This is a genomic window from Mesorhizobium sp. LNHC221B00, from assembly GCF_000502935.1.
Taxonomy (GTDB): Bacteria; Pseudomonadota; Alphaproteobacteria; order Rhizobiales; family Rhizobiaceae; genus Mesorhizobium; species Mesorhizobium opportunistum.
On record NZ_AYWR01000031.1, the window covers coordinates 37,661 to 52,918 of the forward strand.

General features: G+C 63.2%; 17 protein-coding genes. 16 read left to right on the forward strand and 1 reads right to left on the reverse strand.

Going from position 1 to position 15,258, the window contains the following annotated elements; genetic code table 11:
• Positions 1-92: 92 nt before the first annotated feature.
• The 15 genes from X741_RS139940 to X741_RS139885 all read left to right on the forward strand — a co-directional run bounded on the left by X741_RS139940 (position 93) and on the right by X741_RS139885 (position 13,657).
• Positions 93-1,136, forward strand: coding sequence for an enoyl-CoA hydratase/isomerase family protein (locus X741_RS139940; protein ID WP_023780325.1), 1,044 nt, complete (start codon positions 93-95; stop codon positions 1,134-1,136).
• Positions 1,133-1,555 (forward strand): DUF6163 family protein, encoded by a 423-nt coding sequence (locus tag X741_RS139935; protein WP_013896003.1) that lies wholly within the window; start codon positions 1,133-1,135, stop codon positions 1,553-1,555. Before X741_RS139940 ends, X741_RS139935 begins: the two co-directional genes overlap by 4 nt.
• A gap of 238 nt (positions 1,556-1,793) precedes the next feature.
• Complete coding sequence (locus X741_RS139930) at positions 1,794-2,309, forward strand: winged helix DNA-binding protein (RefSeq protein WP_013896002.1); 516 nt, start codon at positions 1,794-1,796, stop codon at positions 2,307-2,309.
• Positions 2,310-2,620: 311 nt separating this feature from the next.
• Complete coding sequence (locus tag X741_RS0135985; RefSeq protein ID WP_245272795.1) at positions 2,621-2,980, forward strand: hypothetical protein; 360 nt, start codon at positions 2,621-2,623, stop codon at positions 2,978-2,980.
• Positions 2,981-3,349: 369 nt separating this feature from the next.
• Positions 3,350-4,603 carry a murein L,D-transpeptidase gene (locus X741_RS139925; RefSeq protein ID WP_031250588.1) on the forward strand — a complete coding sequence of 418 codons (1,254 nt, stop codon included), beginning with the start codon at positions 3,350-3,352 and terminating at the stop codon, positions 4,601-4,603.
• A gap of 207 nt (positions 4,604-4,810) precedes the next feature.
• Positions 4,811-6,382: a Na+/H+ antiporter gene (locus X741_RS03555; RefSeq protein WP_023780327.1), complete on the forward strand. Its 1,572-nt coding sequence runs from the start codon at positions 4,811-4,813 to the stop codon at positions 6,380-6,382.
• A gap of 177 nt (positions 6,383-6,559) precedes the next feature.
• Positions 6,560-7,873 carry a serine hydroxymethyltransferase gene (gene glyA / locus X741_RS139920; RefSeq protein WP_023780328.1) on the forward strand — a complete coding sequence of 438 codons (1,314 nt, stop codon included), beginning with the start codon at positions 6,560-6,562 and terminating at the stop codon, positions 7,871-7,873.
• Positions 7,874-8,054: 181 nt separating this feature from the next.
• Positions 8,055-8,633, forward strand: coding sequence for a hypothetical protein (locus X741_RS139915; protein WP_023780329.1), 579 nt, complete (start codon positions 8,055-8,057; stop codon positions 8,631-8,633).
• A gap of 157 nt (positions 8,634-8,790) precedes the next feature.
• Positions 8,791-9,270 carry a transcriptional regulator NrdR gene (nrdR, locus tag X741_RS139910; RefSeq protein ID WP_013895995.1) on the forward strand — a complete coding sequence of 160 codons (480 nt, stop codon included), beginning with the start codon at positions 8,791-8,793 and terminating at the stop codon, positions 9,268-9,270.
• A gap of 2 nt (positions 9,271-9,272) precedes the next feature.
• Positions 9,273-10,403 (forward strand): bifunctional diaminohydroxyphosphoribosylaminopyrimidine deaminase/5-amino-6-(5-phosphoribosylamino)uracil reductase RibD, encoded by a 1,131-nt coding sequence (ribD, locus tag X741_RS139905; RefSeq protein ID WP_031250589.1) that lies wholly within the window; start codon positions 9,273-9,275, stop codon positions 10,401-10,403.
• A gap of 126 nt (positions 10,404-10,529) precedes the next feature.
• Positions 10,530-11,147, forward strand: a complete 618-nt coding sequence (locus tag X741_RS139900) for a riboflavin synthase (protein WP_023780331.1) — start codon at positions 10,530-10,532, stop codon at positions 11,145-11,147.
• The gene (locus X741_RS1000000169160) at positions 11,147-11,347 is read left to right on the forward strand and encodes a DUF1778 domain-containing protein (protein ID WP_023780332.1); all 201 of its coding nucleotides are present in this window, start codon (positions 11,147-11,149) and stop codon (positions 11,345-11,347) included. Before X741_RS139900 ends, X741_RS1000000169160 begins: the two co-directional genes overlap by 1 nt.
• Positions 11,348-11,457: 110 nt before the next feature.
• Positions 11,458-11,952 carry a 6,7-dimethyl-8-ribityllumazine synthase gene (gene ribH, locus X741_RS139895; RefSeq protein ID WP_023780333.1) on the forward strand — a complete coding sequence of 165 codons (495 nt, stop codon included), beginning with the start codon at positions 11,458-11,460 and terminating at the stop codon, positions 11,950-11,952.
• Positions 11,949-12,449: a transcription antitermination factor NusB gene (gene nusB / locus X741_RS139890; RefSeq protein ID WP_013895989.1), complete on the forward strand. Its 501-nt coding sequence runs from the start codon at positions 11,949-11,951 to the stop codon at positions 12,447-12,449. The genes ribH and nusB overlap by 4 nt, the downstream gene beginning before the upstream one ends.
• Positions 12,446-13,657, forward strand: coding sequence for an MFS transporter (locus tag X741_RS139885; RefSeq protein ID WP_023780334.1), 1,212 nt, complete (start codon positions 12,446-12,448; stop codon positions 13,655-13,657). Before nusB ends, X741_RS139885 begins: the two co-directional genes overlap by 4 nt.
• 9 nt (positions 13,658-13,666) lie before the next feature.
• On the opposite strand, the gene X741_RS139880 is transcribed toward X741_RS139885, so the two are convergent.
• Positions 13,667-14,239 carry an NADPH-dependent FMN reductase gene (locus X741_RS139880; RefSeq protein WP_013895987.1) on the reverse strand — a complete coding sequence of 191 codons (573 nt, stop codon included), beginning with the start codon at positions 14,237-14,239 and terminating at the stop codon, positions 13,667-13,669.
• A gap of 206 nt (positions 14,240-14,445) precedes the next feature.
• Here X741_RS139880 and X741_RS139875 point away from each other — a divergent pair.
• Positions 14,446-15,258: ABC transporter substrate-binding protein (locus X741_RS139875; RefSeq protein WP_023780336.1), on the forward strand; the 813-nt coding region annotated here is incomplete at its 3' end.

Genomic DNA, 15,258 nt, shown 5'->3' on the forward strand with positions numbered 1-15,258 from the left:
ATGCTTCTTGTCCCGGCACACGACAATTGACGTTCGCCCGGTCGCCGCTTAGCACTTCAGTCCCGCAGGCGCGGGGGAGGGATTCTCAGGCGATGGATTTTGGTGGAGGCGACGAAATTCGCTTCGAACGGTTGGGCAGGGCTGGTGTCGTCACGTTGACGCGGCCGCAGGCGCTCAATGCCGTCACCCATCGCATGGTCGAGGCGCTGGGCAAGGCCCTGCGTTCCTGGGAGCGCGACGACGGTGTCGACGTCGTGGTCCTCAAGGCCGAGGGCAGGGCGTTTTCGGCCGGAGGCGACATCCTGGATATCTACGAAGCCGGCCGGGCCGGAGAGCCGCCGGTGGCATTCTTCGCCGACGAGTACCGGCTCAACGCCTACATAGCGCGCTTTATGAAACCCTACGTGGCGCTCATCGACGGCATCGTCATGGGCGGCGGCGTCGGCATTTCGTTCCACGGCTCGCATCGGGTGATGACCGAGAATGCCCAGTTCGCCATGCCGGAGGTCGGCATCGGGTTTTTCCCCGATGTCGGCGCCAGCCATCTGCTGCCCGATCTTGGCGGCTCGTTCGGCATGTATCTGGCGCTGACCGGCAACCGCATCCGCTATGGTGACGCGCTGTGGTCGGGGCTGGCCACTCACACCATCAAGGCCGAGGACCAGGCGAGCTTCCTCGATCGGCTGGTACTGACCGGCGATCCGGAATCGGTGCTGCGCGGTTTCTTCGTCCAGGCAAAGCGGGAGACCGACAGGCCGATCCTGGAAGCGATATCGCGTCATTTCGCCCAACCATCGCTGCAAGATGTCGTAGACAGCCTGGAACGCGCGGCGGGCACGGACGAATTCGCGGCAAAAACGCTGGCGACGATCCGCATGCGCTCGCCGACCAGCCTTCGTGTCGCCTGGCGGCAGATCAACGCCGGGCTGACATTGTCGATGGACGATTGCATGAAGATGGAATTCCGCATTCTCAACCGCATGCTAGCCGGACACGATTTCTATGAAGGCATCCGCGCCGCCATCATCGACAAGGGGTCAAAGCCGCAATGGCGGCCGGCAAGTCTCGACGCGGTCAGCGAGGCCGATGTCGAGGCCTATTTCGCCCCCCTCGGTGAACGGGAACTCCTGGCATGAGCGAGGTGACTTCGAGACGCGTGGTGCTTCAGCCCTCGACGGTCGAGGTCATCTTCGCCTGGTTCCAGCGCGTCATCGCCGGCTACTGCCTGCTGTTCGGCATTCTGTACTGGGTCAAGCTGATCGGCTTCTATCCAGGTTCGCTGTGGCGTTTCGATCTCATGCCGGTGCATTGGCAGGTGGCGGCGGTGATGCTCGCCGTGTTCTTCCCCTTTGCCGCGGCGGGGCTGTGGATGCTGGCCTCCTGGGGGCCGGTGATCTGGTTCATTTGCGCGGTCACCGAGACCGTCATGTATGCCGGCTTCCCCGAGCTTTTCGGCCATCGATTGCTGATTGTCGTCTCGCATGCGGCGGTGGCGCTGCTCTATATCGTCTTTCGCGTCGTCATCTGGCTGCAGAAACGCCCCGTACGGCACTAAGCCGTTGAGGGCATTGATGACTTCGTGACCGCCCCGAACCGGCCCCGTGAGAGGCGCCTAAGCCTTTAGGTTAATTATCCTTACTCGGGTGACCGTTCGTTAAGCCTCTTCCGAAACCTATTACCGGTAAGCTCTTGTTAGCCCTAGCGTTTAAGTCGAATTTTATGAGTATTCGATAGTGTCGCGATCAAGGTGAAAAACAAAAAATCACCAGGGCGACAAACGAGAGGCAAAGACAATGATCAATTCGCGTCCGGCGGCGAAGACCGCCAACGTATCCGACGATCGCCGCGAGGCTATCCGCTCCCTGTACATGGAATCGCTGCAGCTTGTTGAGCGGCTGCACCGCCGCCTGCTTGATGTCATCAAGGACGAATTCGACCGCAACGGCCGTTCCGACATCAATGCCATCCAGGCGCTGCTGCTGTTCAACATCGGCAATTCCGAACTGACCGCCGGCGAACTGCGCTCGCGTGGCTACTATCTCGGCTCGAACGTGTCTTACAATCTGAAGAAGCTGGTCGATCTCGGCTTCATCAACCACCAGCGTTCGCGCATCGATCGCCGTTCGGTCCGCGTCTCGCTGACGCCGAAGGGCAACGAAGTGGCCGATGTGGTCGCCGGTCTCTATGAGCGCCATGTCGGCTCGATCGAGCAGGTCGGCGGCATCAACACCGACGAGTTCAAGCAGATGAACCGCGCCCTGCAGCGGCTCGACCGCTTCTGGAACGACACCATCGCTTACCGGATGTAAGGCATCCGCCGCATCGGATCTGGCCCGCGCCAAAGAAGCGCGGCCGCAAGAGCGACCTTCAGTCAGGGCCGGTGCCGAAAGCACCGGTCCATTTTCTTATGGCGGACGGCCGTCCCGGCCCAGGCTTTGCATTCGCCTCCACAATGCCTAGTGTCACCACACGAGGGAGGCATGATGGGACGAGAGGGGCGTTTCAGGATCTGTTCTGTCGCCGCGGTGCTTGCGATGGTGTCGCAAATNGAGGCATGATGGGACGAGAGGGGCGTTTCAGGATCTGTTCTGTCGCCGCGGTGCTTGCGATGGTGTCGCAAATGGCTTTCGCCGAGGACTGGTGGAAAGATTCCTTCGCCACCGAGGGCAGCAGTCCGTGCGACAACAATGACTCGATCGTGACAATTACCGACAAGTCCGTGGACATGTGGGAGGTCGGCTGCAGGCTGGACAAGGTTCAGAAGATCAATCGCCTGGATGCCGTCATTCTGGACATGACCTGTACGGACGATGAGCAGGGCGCTGAAAAGAGGCGGGAATTGCTGCTCAAACTGGACAACAAAGTCCTGCGTTATCCTCAAAACGAAGTGTTGCAGCGCTGCTCGGAACTGAAGGCGCAGCCAGGTCTGACGCCAAAGCCAGGTCTGGATCCAAAAGCACGTCCGGACCCAAAAGGCTGAGGCTTCTCGCACGACGGTGATGGTCGAGGACGAGGTTGGCTTCGGACTGGATATCTGCGGATCGGGATATCTGGATTGTCACCGGTGCCGAAAAGCACCGGTTCTTTCTTTTCGCGGTGTCGCCCGAAGCATATTGCGGGCCAAGGCCACGTTGCCGCCATAATCGCGGTGGAAGCGAGGATGCGGGTGATGCTGCCGGCCAGCGCTTGCGCTCACTTGAACCCGCATCGCGACAGCGCCTTTGACGCCTGCGCGATGCAGGTCATGGTTGGCTAATTCTTAACATTGCCAACCCTAGACTGCGGGCTCAATCGCCCGTTAAGAGCAAACCGAGCGAGATCGAACACAGCAAGAATGTCGGGAACGTCCATGAGAACCAGCCGCCGTTTTTTCCTTTCTGGAGCCTCCGCGCTCGCCGCCGCCATGGTGGCCGGCCGCGCGAGTGCGCAGGATGTGATCGGGGATATCCTGAAATCCTCGGCTCGCGGCAATTGGGATGACCAGTTCGACGCCCGCGCCAGCGAAGGCGGCAAGGTCGCCTCGACGCTGCCGATCTTCAGCCTGCAGACCGTTGCATTCACGGAACAGGCGGTAGCGCAATACCAGAACATTGTCAGCCAGGGCGGTTGGACAGACGTTCCCGCCACTAAGAAACTGGAACTCGGTGTCGATGACCCGGACGTCGTGCCGCTGCGCAAGCGCCTGATGATTGCGGGCGACCTGTCGCAGAGCGCCGGCATTTCGACGGCCTTCGATTCCTATGTTGACTCCGCGGTCAAGCGCTTCCAGTTGCGCCACGGTCTTCCGGCAGACGGCTCGATGGGCAAATACACTTATGCGGCGATGAATGTTTCGGCGCAAATCCGGCTCGGTCAGTTGCAGACCAATCTGCAGCGGCTGAAGGAGAAGGCCGGCACGCTCGGCAGCCGCTATGTGCTGGTGGACATTCCGGCGGCGCAGATCGAAGCGGTCGAGAACGACCGCGTCGTGCTCCGCCACACGGCAATCGTCGGCAAGATCGATCGCCAGACGCCGATCGTCAATTCCAAGATCAACGAGATCATCGTCAACCCGTACTGGAACGCGCCGGTCTCGATCGTGCGCAAGGACATCATTCCCCTGATGCGGAAGGATCCCGACTATCTGAAGAACAGCCATATCCGCCTGTTCGCGCCGGATGGCAGCGAAGTCGATCCGATGAACGTCGACTGGTCGACCGACGATGCCGCCAAGTACCGTTTCCGCCAGGATCCCGGTTCGGAAAACGCCATGGCGTCGGTGAAGATCAATTTCCCGAGCCCGGATGGCGTCTATATGCACGATACGCCGCAGCAGAGCCTGTTCGGCAAGATGATGCGTTTCGATTCGTCGGGCTGCGTGCGCGTCCAGAACGTGCGCGACCTCGTCACCTGGATCCTGCGCGACACACCCGGCTGGGACCGCCAGCATTTCGAGGCGGCGATCAAGACGGGCCAGAACACGCCGATCCAGGTCACCAACCCGGTCCCGGTGCACTTCCTCTATCTGTCGGCCTGGTCGACCGGCCCCGGCGTCGTCCAGTTCCGCGACGACGTCTATGCGCTCGACGGCAACAGCGAGCTGCAGATCACGTCTTCGCTCTAAGCGCCTGATAATTTTGACGAAAAGCCGCCTTTCGAGGCGGCTTTTCTGTTTGCGGCGCAGCCGCTGATTGGCCAGCGGTGCCAAAGCTTCCGCACGATTGACGGCGCCGAGCTCGGGGCTGGCCTTTGGTCATCTCGGTGCCGGCGCGGCCTGGCTGGACGCGGCGCCGGCGATTGCGCACGGTCCCCCGACAGCCGGAATCGCGCCATGCAAACCGCCATCTTCATCCTTATCGTGCTCGTCTTCGTCGCCGTTTCCGGCGCGCTGGTGCGCCTGGTGCGGGTACCGCTGCCGGTGCTGCAGATCGCCATAGGCGCAGCACTTGCCTGGCCGGTGCGCGGCATCCATGTCGAGATCGATCCGGAACTGTTCCTGCTGGTGTTCATTCCGCCACTGCTGTTCAGCGACGCCTTTGGCGCGCCCAAGCGCGAACTCATCGCCTTGCGCCGGCCGATACTCGATCTCGCCATCGGCCTCGTCTTCTTCACCATTGTCGGCTTCGGCTATGCCTTGCACTGGCTGGTGCCGAGCATTCCGCTGGTCGTGGCCTTCGCACTCGCCGCGGTGTTGTCGCCAACGGATGCGGTGGCTGTCTCCTCGATCGTCGACAGGAACGTGGTGCCGGCGCGGCTGATGCACATCCTGGAGGGCGAGTCGCTGCTCAACGACGCGTCGGGCCTGGTGATGTTCCGCTTCGCCGTCGCGGCGGCATTGACTGGCAGTTTCTCCTTCGCCGCCGCCTCGCTCAGTTTCCTCTATGCCGTGGCGGTCGGCATCCTGGCCGGGGTAGCGGCCCTGTTCGTCGCCGCCAAGATGCTGCAACTCTTGAACCGCATTGGCGGCGTGCCGGCCGAGGCACAGGTGCTGATCACCATCCTGCTGCCCTTCGTCGCCTATCTCGCGGCCGAGCATTTCGGGGCTTCGGGTATCCTGGCCGCGGTCACCGCGGGCCTTTTGACCGGGAGCACGGGCATATTCCGCTTCCTTGGCGTCTCGGCGCGCATGCAGACCATCTCGTTGTGGACGACGTTTTCCTTCGTCTTCAACGGCGCGCTGTTCATTGTGCTCGGCCTGCAGCTTCCCGAAATCATCCGCAACGTGCCGGCGGAACTCACCGGCCACTACCCCGTCGTCCAGCCGGTGCTGACCGTTCTGGCGCTGACGCTGTGCCTGATCGCGCTTCGCTTCGTCTGGATCTGGATCGGCGACATCACGGCGGGGATCGCGGCGCGGCTCGGCAAGCGCGAGGCCGAGCCATTCGGCTTGCGCGTGCGGTTGGCCGGATCGGTGGCGGGCGTGCGCGGCGCCATCACGCTGGCCGGCATCCTGTCGCTGCCGCTGGCCTTGCAGGACGGCTCGCCATTCNGGGCTGGTCGAGCCGGGCGAAGATGCCGGCGCCGCCGAGGAGCGCTTGGCGCGCGTCGGCGCGGCGAAGGCGGCAATCGCCCGCCTCGAGAGCATCACGCAGATGGACGAGGAGGAGGGCGACGTGCCCGGCATCAGGCTCGCCGCCGCCAACGGCATTGTCGCCGCCTATCGGCGGCGCATCGCGGCGGCCGACGAGGCCGACGAGGCGCGCGCCGAAGTGCGGGAGGCTGGCAGGCTGGAGATCGACCTCAGGCTTGCCGGCATAGCCGCCGAGCGCGACGCCCTGCGCGCCATGCTGCGCCGTGGAGAGATCAACGACCACACGGCGCGGGCGTTGTTCACCGAGATCACCCTCATGGAAGCCCTTTTGAACGGCAGACAGACGCGGAAATAGGAATTGCGGAAGCCTGACGCCGTGGATTTGCAGTCCCTGCCGCAAAACGGCCAGCAAATTTCGCGCTGCAAACGTGGCGAGGCCAAAACAACTGTGTTAATGGCGCGGCAATGCGTGTCGCCCGGAACTGCGCAGCGATTTCGGGGCAACGATATGCAGAAACAAATTGCCCCGAACCAGAGGATTTTCAGGCCATGGCAACTGCAGCGGCAGCGTCGAACAAATTCGAATCTTTCTTCGAGACCACGCTTGCCGATGCAGATCCGGAGATTTTCGGCGCCATCCGCAGCGAACTCGGTCGCCAGCGCCACGAGATCGAACTGATTGCCTCGGAGAACATCGTTTCCCGCGCGGTGCTCGAGGCGCAGGGCTCGATCATGACCAACAAATACGCCGAGGGCTATCCGGGCAAGCGCTACTATGGCGGCTGCCAGTTCGTCGACGTGGCCGAGGAACTGGCCATCGAGCGGGCGAAAAAGCTGTTCGGCTGCAACTTCGCCAACGTCCAGCCCAATTCCGGCAGCCAGATGAACCAGGCGGTGTTCCTGGCGTTGCTGCAGCCCGGCGACACCTTCATGGGCCTCGACCTCAATTCCGGCGGCCATCTCACGCACGGCTCGCCGGTCAACATGAGCGGCAAATGGTTCAAGGTCGTGTCCTATGGCGTGCGCAAGGAAGACCATCTGCTCGACATGGACGCGATCGAAAAGACCGCGCACGAGACCAAGCCGAAGCTGATCCTGGCCGGCGGCACCGCCTATTCGCGCATCTGGGACTGGAAGCGCTTCCGCGAGATCGCCGATGCAGTCGGCGCCTATCTGATGGTCGACATGGCGCATATTGCGGGTCTCGTCGCCGGCGGCGTGCATCCCTCGCCGCTGCCGCACGCGCATGTGGTAACGACCACCACGCACAAGTCGCTGCGCGGCCCGCGCGGCGGCATGATCCTGTGCAATGACGAGGACATCGCCAAGAAGATGAACTCGGCGGTGTTCCCCGGACTGCAGGGCGGACCGCTGATGCATGTCATCGCCGCCAAGGCGGTCGCCTTCGGGGAAGCCCTGAAGCCGAGCTTCAAGATCTATGCCGAGAGCGTCGCCGCCAACGCCAAGGCTCTGGCCTCCAGCCTTCAGGAGACGGGCCTCGACATCGTGTCCGGCGGCACCGACAACCATCTGATGCTGGTCGACCTGCGCCCCAAGAACGCCACCGGCAAGCGCGCCGAGGCAGCCCTTGGCCGCGCCAACATCACCTGCAACAAGAACGGCATCCCCTTCGATCCGGAAAAGCCTTTCGTCACCTCGGGCGTGCGGCTCGGCACGCCCGCCGGCACGACGCGTGGCTTCGGCCAGGCCGAATTCCGCGAGATCGGCAAGCTGATCGCCGAGGTGCTGGACGGGCTCAAGGTCGCCAATTCCGACGAGGGCAATGCCGCGGTCGAGGCGGCCGTCAAGGCCAAGGTGGTGTCGTTGACCGATCGTTTTCCGCTCTATCCTTATCTCGGTTGACCATTCTTATCTCGATTGACCATTCTTATCTCGATTGACCAGCCCCTTATCTCGATTGACCAGCCCCTTATCTCGATTGACAAGACCCTTATCTCGATTGACCAGACGCGAAGCGTCATCTTTTATCCGCCGGCAGCGCGTCACCCCTGGTCGGGTGGCGCATGGAACTGGAGAATTGATGATGCGCGATTTTCGTCTTGCCTCACTCGGCGCTCTGGGCTGGCTGGCCGCTTGCGGGTCCGCCTTGGCGCAGACGCAGCCCGCCCCCGACATGCCTGCCACCAGCACGTTCGGTCTATGGACAACCATGGTCGATACGCTCGACACCGGCCAGGATGCGCGCAAGACCTGCGCGGCTTCGACGGCGTTCTACGATGCGGGTGGCAATTCGGGCACGCTGACCTTGTCGATCTCGAACGGCGATGCGCTGCCGCCGGATGCCTATCCGGCCGTCATGATCACCATCGACAACAGGAGCCTGCAGACCGGCAAGAAGATCGCGGCGATTTTCGGCGATCCCGGCGTCAAGGTTTCGACGACTGTCTATTCCAACGACGCGGTCAACGGCCGTCCGACCTGGACCGTCGACAATCAGCCCAAGACCAGTCTCGCGCTGCTGCGTGCCATGCGCCAGGTCACCTCGCTCGACGTGACCTTCGGCAAGCAGGCTATCGCCAGCATCCCGATGGACGGCTTTACCAAGGCCTATCGCAGCCTTGGTGTATCCTGCGGCTTCCCGACCAAGGACGTTGCGCCGTGACCCGGCCGACCGGATCGGCATAGGCGCCGCTGGCAATCTTCCTCGTGCCTCGCTATCTCTGATGCGGCAGGCCGTCGAAGACACGGAATTGCTTCAATCCCGGCCGGAAAGGCTCTAAGCCTTTCGCCTCACCAGATTCGCGAACCCAAGGCTCTCCATGCGCTGTCCCTATTGCCAGTCCGAAGATACGCAGGTGAAGGATTCGCGCCCCGCAGAGGACGGCGCGGCGATCCGCAGACGGCGTGTCTGTCCCGATTGCGGCGGCCGGTTCACCACCTTCGAGCGCGTGCAGCTGCGCGACCTCGTCGTGGTCAAGAAATCGGGGCGAAAAGTGCCGTTCGACCGCGACAAGCTGCTGCGCTCGGTCGAGATCGCGGTGCGCAAGCGCAATGTCGATCCCGAGCGCATCGACCGCGCGGTGACCGGCATCGTGCGCCAGCTGGAAAGCTCCGGCGAGACGGAAGTGGCCTCGGGCGAGGTCGGCCGACTGGTCATGGAGGCGCTGAAGTCGCTCGACGATGTCGCCTATGTGCGTTTCGCCTCAGTCTACCGCAATTTCCGCGAGGCCAAGGATTTCCACGAGTTGCTGGGCGAACTGAAGGGCGACGAAGACAAGAGTGAAGAGGAAGCCGGCTGAGCATGGCAGGACCGCGACAGGGCGAGGCCGCACATGCGGCCCTTGATCACCGTTTCATGGCCGCTGCGCTACGGCTGTCGCGCAGGAATGCCGGCAGGACCTCGACCAACCCTTCCGTCGGCACGCTGATCGTGCGCGATGACGGCGCCGGACCGATGATCGTCGGCACCGGCGTGACGGCAGTCGGCGGCCGGCCGCATGCCGAGACAGAGGCGCTGGCCGAAGCGGGCGAACTCGCGCGTGGTGCCACGGCCTACGTCACCCTGGAACCCTGCGCTCATCACGGCCGCACGCCGCCTTGCGCCAATGCGCTGGTCAATGCCGGCGTCGCGCGCGTCGTCGGTGCCGCCAGCGATCCTGATCCGCGCGTCTCCGGCAAGGGCTATGCTATTCTGCGAGCTGCCGGCATCGAGGTGGTCGAAAAGGTACTGGCGGCGCAAGCCGCCGAGCAGATGGCCGGCTATCTCATTCGATCACTCAGAAAACGTCCGGAAGTGATTCTGAAGCTTGCGCTTTCCAGTGACGGCAAGATCGGCAGGGAGGGCGCCGGCCAGGTCGCGATCACAGGCGACATGGCCCGCCGCGAAGTCTATCTGATGCGGGCAGAGGCGGACGCCATCCTGGTCGGCATCGGCACGGCGCTGGAGGACGACCCGGCGCTGACGGTCCGCTTGCCCGGGCTGGAGAACCGTTCGCCGGCGCGCATCGTGCTCGACCGGCAGATCAGGCTGCCGGAGGCTTCGAAACTGGTTTCGGGCGTGGATCGCGTGCCGCTTTACGTCGCGGCTTGCCTGGAGGCCGATCCGCAGCGCAGGGCGGCCCTCGAGCGCGCCGGCGTGCGCTTCATCGGCACGGAAACCCATGAAGGCGGCGTCGCACTGCCGGAGCTGCTCGAGGATCTGGCGGCGCTCGGCATGGCAAGCGTTCTGGTCGAGGGCGGCGCCAGGGTGGCGAGCGCCTTCCTGGCCGATGGGCTGGTCGACCGCATCGTGCTGTTCCAGGGACCGGAAGCGATAGGCGAGGGCGGCATTGCATCGCCCATCGACGCTGACCATATCCCGGCAGGCTTTCGCAAGCTGCGCGAGATGCGCTTCGGCGAAGACGGTTACGCCGAGTGGATTAGAGACCTCTAGACCGTGATCCCGAAAAGTGGGACCCGGTTTTCGGACAAGATCATGGCCAAACAGGATAGACCATGATCCCGAAAAGTGGGACCCGGTTTTCGGACAAGGTCATGGTCAAACAGGAAGACAACATCGATGTTTACCGGAATTGTCACCGATATCGGCACCGTCGCGGCGATCAAGTCGCTGAGCGAAGGCGTCGGCTTGCGCATCGACACCGCCTATGACCCCACGACCATAGCCATCGGCGCGTCGATCTCCTGCGGCGGCGTTTGCCTGACGGTCACGGCTTTGCCCGACAGCGGCTCGAACGCGCGCTGGTTCGAGGTCGAGGCGTGGGAGGAAGCCTTGCGGCTGACCACCGCCTCTGGCTGGAAATCCGGCACCAAGGTCAATCTCGAACGGGCGCTGAAGATCGGCGACGAACTTGGTGGCCATATCGTTTCGGGCCATGTCGACGGCACCGCCGAGATCGTTGAACGCAAGGATGAGGGCGACGCGGTGCGCTTCACGCTGGAAGCGCCGCGCCATCTGGCGAAATTCATCGCGCCGAAAGGCTCCGTCGCGCTCGACGGCACCTCGCTCACCGTCAACAAGGTCGAAGGCACCCGCTTCGACGTGCTGCTGATCCACCATTCGCTGACCGTGACCACCTGGGGGGAGCGCAAGGCCGGCGACCGCGTCAATCTCGAGATCGATACCATGGCCCGCTACGCCGCGCGGCTGGCGGAGGCGGCGAAAGAGGGACTTTGATGACCAAGGACAGAGTAAGTCCTACGCAGGAGGAAAAGCCGATGCGTGAAGAGACCGGCGCGAATGCCGAGGACCGCCAGTGGCTCAGCCTATCGAGCAACGACCGCAGGATCTTCGTCGAAGCCCTGATCAATCCGCAACCGGTGAACGATCGTCTGCGGGATACCGTGCGCCGCCACCGTCAAGCTACCGGCACTTGAACCATCGGAAACCCCATAAGTTCAACGGACCTTTGGCGTCTCCCGACAATCTTGTGCTTGCGATCAATCCGGCTTCGGCCTAAGTCACCGGCAACCCCCCGGAGACTTTTATGGCTGGTACCTCCCAACACGGCAAAGCCTTCATTCGCCCGAAGGCGAAGGCGCACTTGCTTATCATCGAAGCGCGCTTCCACGATGGCCTTGCCGACGCGTTGCTTGACGGCGCGACAAACGCGCTCGATGAAGCGGGCGCGACCTACGACGTCGTCACCGTTCCAGGTTCGCTGGAGATTCCCGCGGTCATCACCTTCGCGCTGGACGGCGCGGCGGAAGGCGGCACGAATTACGACGGCTTCGTCGCGCTCGGCACCGTCGTTCGCGGTGATACATATCATTTCGACATCGTCGCCAATGAATCCAGCCGCGCGCTGATGGACCTGTCCGTGCAGGATTCGGTCTGCATCGGCAACGGCATCCTGACCACCGAGAACGACGCGCAGGCGTGGACGCGGGCCCAGCGCTCGGAAGGCGACAAGGGCGGCTTTGCCGCGCGTGCGGCGCTGACCATGATCGCGCTCAAGGAAAAACTGGGAGCGCAATCGTGAGCGAGCCCGCTTCGCCCGGCCAGCCGGCGGTGCGCCACGCCAACAAGCGCGGGGCTGCCCGTCTTGCCGCGGTGCAGGCGCTCTATCAGATGGATGTCGCCGGCAGCGGCGTCTTCGAGATCACCGCCGAATATGAGGCGTTCCGCCTTGGCAAGGAAGTTGATGGCGCGCTCTACCGCGAGGCGGATGCCCAATGGTTCCGCGCTATCCTCACGGGCGTCGTCGAGGACCAGAAGACCATCGATCCGATCATCCGCCAGTCGTTGACCGAGGACTGGCCGCTGTCGAGGCTCGATTCGACGTTGCGCGCCATTCTGCGCGCCGGCGTCTATGAGTTGATGAAGCGCGAAGACGTGCCGGTGGCGGTGATCGTCTCGGAATATGTCGACATCGCCAAGGCCTTCTACGAGGAAGACGAGCCGAAGCTGGTCAACGCCGTGCTCGACCGCGTGTCACGCCGGGTGCGCGGCGAGGGACGCGGCAAGGACGCATCGTGACAGCCATCGCCGTCGAGGTCGGCAAGGAGGCGCGGCGCACCGCATTGATCCTCGCTGGCTCGCAGGCGATCATCGGCTCGGCGGCGCCCATCGCCATCTCGATGGGCGCGCTGGCCGGGCAATATTTGCTCGGTCCCGACAAATCGCTGGCGACGGCGCCGATCACCGGGTTCAACCTTGGCGTCGCGCTTGGCGCGCTGCCGGCCGCGGCCATCATCCGCAGGATGGGCCAGCGCGGCGGTTTCATGACTGGAACCGTGGTTACCGCTCTTGGCGGCCTGATCGCCACATCGGCACTTTTCCATGGCAGCTTTTGGCTGTTCGCGTTCGCGCTGCTGGTGATTGGTGTCGGCGGGGCGTTCGTGCAGCAGTTCCGCTTCGCCGCCGCCGACAACGCGCCACCTGAATTCAAGGCGCGCGCCATTTCCTTCGTGTTGGCAGGCGGCATCGTCACCGCCATCCTCGGGCCACAGATCGTCATCTTCACCCGCGAATTGTTCGCGCCGGTGATGTTTGCCGGCGCGTTCGCCTCCATACTGCCGCTTGCCGCGGCCGGCGCCGTCATCCTGTCCTTCCTGCAACTGCCGGCGAGGGTGCCCGGCAGGGTTGAAATCGCCGACAGCGACGCAAGACCGTTGGCGGAAATCGTAACCAAGCCCCGTTTCGTCGCGGCGCTGTTCTGTGCGGTCGGCAGCTATGCGCTGATGAGCTTCGTCATGACCGGCGCACCGCTGGCCATGGTCGGCTGCGGCCTGTCGGAGGATGATGCGACGCTCGGCATCTCCTGGCACGTCATGGCGATGTTCGCGCCGAGCTTCTTCACCGGCTCGCTGATCCATCGTTTCGGCGCAGAGCGCATTGTCGCCATCGGCCTGCTGCTGCTGATCGGCTGTGCTGTCGTTGCCTTGTCCGGCCTGGCATTATGGCAGTTCTGGACGGCGCTCATCCTGCTTGGCCTCGGCTGGAACTTTTCCTTCATCGGCGCCACCGCGATGGTGGCGGCCAGCTACCGGACGTCGGAAAAAGGCAAGGTGCAGGGCTTCCACGACTTTGTCCTGTTCGGCTCCGTCGCCTGCGCTTCGCTGATGTCGGGCATGGTCTATAACGCCTGGGGCTGGACCATGCTGAACTGGATGATCTTCCCGGTTGCCGCGCTCTGTTTCGTGGCGCTGGGCGCGCTGAAGATGACGAGCGCGCGCCCGGCTTGACGCCAAAAGCTATGCGTCCGGCGGCAGAACCTGAAGCACCCGCGCTATGAACATGTGGAACTCAGCCATGTAGTTGCGCAGGAAGTCCTCGGTGGATTCGACCGTCACTTCGCCGTCGTCCGTTATCAGTCCCGGGGTGAACTGGATATACGCCTCGGGGGCATTCATCTGGGGTGAGTTGCAGAAGCTCAGAACGCTGCGCAGGCTTTGCTGGGCGACAGCGGTTGCGATGGCGCCCGGCGATGTTCCGATGACGGCGGACGGTTTGCGTGCGAATGAATTCTTTCCGTAGGGGCGGCTGGCCCAGTCGATCGCGTTCTTCAATCCTCCAGGAATCGAGCGATTGTACTCCGGCGTGACGAACAGCACGGCCTGGACGGACGCGATCGCCTTTTTGAAATCCTGGGCGACCTGCGGGAAATCGGCGTCGTAGTCGTAGCTGTAAAGGGGCAGATCCCTGAAAGGGATTTCCGTCATTTCAAGTTCCGGAGGAGCCAGTTGAACGAGCGCCTTCGCGAGCTTGCGGTTGATGGATCCCCGGGCAAGACTGCCGATGAGGTAACCGACTTTGTGTATGGCCATGACACGCACTCCGTGTTTGCCACCCGCACCCTCACTGCATTATCCGTCAGATGGCGCCAGATCGCCAGCTTCGCCTTGAAATTGAACTTCCCAACAAAAATATTGCGTCTGTGCTCATTGTTATGAAACCGTGTGCCCCGACTGGCCGTTGAAGCCATGCTCATATGCGGCCGCCGCATTACGGTTCACAGCAAGGGATTTTCACGATGTTTTCAGTCAAGGTTCTGGCCAGCGCGGCGTTGGCGCTCGGCATCACCATGGCATCCGCCAGCGCCCAGGTGGTTGTCTCCTCGAAGATCGACACCGAGGGTGGCGTGCTCGGCAACATCATCCAGCTCGTCCTCAACGCCAACGACATCAAGACGACCGACCGCATCCAGCTCGGCGGCACGCCGGTGGTGCGCAAGGCGATCACCGCCGGCGAGATCGACATCTATCCCGAATACACCGGCAACGCCGCCTTCTTCTTCGAGAAGGCCGACGACCCTGCGTGGAAGGATGCCGCCAAGGCCTATGAGACGGCCAAGAAGCTCGACTACGACGCGAACAAGATCGTCTGGCTGTCGCCGGCGCCCGCCAACAACACCTGGGCGATCGCATTGCGCAAGGAAGTGGCCGACACCAACAAGCTCGCCACGCTCTCCGACTTCGGCAAATATGTCGCGGGCGGCGGCCAGGTGGTGTTGGCGGCATCCGCGGAGTTCGTCAATTCGGCGGCAGCCTTGCCGGCTTTCCAGACCACCTACGGCTTCAAGCTGAAGCCGGAGCAGCTGATCACGCTCTCCGGTGGCGATACGGCGGCGACCATCGCCGCGGCCGCCAACCAGACCAGCGGCGCCAACGCCGCCATGGTCTATGGCACCGACGGCGGCATCGCGCCGTCCGGTCTTGTCGTGCTCGAGGACGACAAGGGCGTGCAGCCGGTCTACCAGCCGGCGCCGATCATCCGCGAATCCGTGCTCAAGGAACATCCCGAGATCGAGACGCTGCTGAAGCCGGTCTTCGCCAAGCTCGATCTC

Bases quoted from the DNA above. Each gene is read 5' to 3' on its own strand.
- X741_RS139940 (WP_023780325.1), top strand. From the start codon at position 93: ATGGATTTTGGTGGAGGCGACGAAATTCGCTTCGAACGGTTGGGCAGG.
- X741_RS139935 (WP_013896003.1), top strand. From the start codon at position 1,133: ATGAGCGAGGTGACTTCGAGACGCGTGGTGCTTCAGCCCTCGACGGTC.
- X741_RS139930 (WP_013896002.1), top strand. From the start codon at position 1,794: ATGATCAATTCGCGTCCGGCGGCGAAGACCGCCAACGTATCCGACGAT.
- X741_RS0135985 (WP_245272795.1), top strand. From the start codon at position 2,621: ATGGCTTTCGCCGAGGACTGGTGGAAAGATTCCTTCGCCACCGAGGGC.
- X741_RS139925 (WP_031250588.1), top strand. From the start codon at position 3,350: ATGAGAACCAGCCGCCGTTTTTTCCTTTCTGGAGCCTCCGCGCTCGCC.
- glyA (WP_023780328.1), top strand. From the start codon at position 6,560: ATGGCAACTGCAGCGGCAGCGTCGAACAAATTCGAATCTTTCTTCGAG.
- X741_RS139915 (WP_023780329.1), top strand. From the start codon at position 8,055: ATGCGCGATTTTCGTCTTGCCTCACTCGGCGCTCTGGGCTGGCTGGCC.
- nrdR (WP_013895995.1), top strand. From the start codon at position 8,791: ATGCGCTGTCCCTATTGCCAGTCCGAAGATACGCAGGTGAAGGATTCG.
- ribD (WP_031250589.1), top strand. From the start codon at position 9,273: ATGGCAGGACCGCGACAGGGCGAGGCCGCACATGCGGCCCTTGATCAC.
- X741_RS139900 (WP_023780331.1), top strand. From the start codon at position 10,530: ATGTTTACCGGAATTGTCACCGATATCGGCACCGTCGCGGCGATCAAG.
- X741_RS1000000169160 (WP_023780332.1), top strand. From the start codon at position 11,147: ATGACCAAGGACAGAGTAAGTCCTACGCAGGAGGAAAAGCCGATGCGT.
- ribH (WP_023780333.1), top strand. From the start codon at position 11,458: ATGGCTGGTACCTCCCAACACGGCAAAGCCTTCATTCGCCCGAAGGCG.
- X741_RS139880 (WP_013895987.1), bottom strand. From the start codon at position 14,239: ATGGCCATACACAAAGTCGGTTACCTCATCGGCAGTCTTGCCCGGGGA.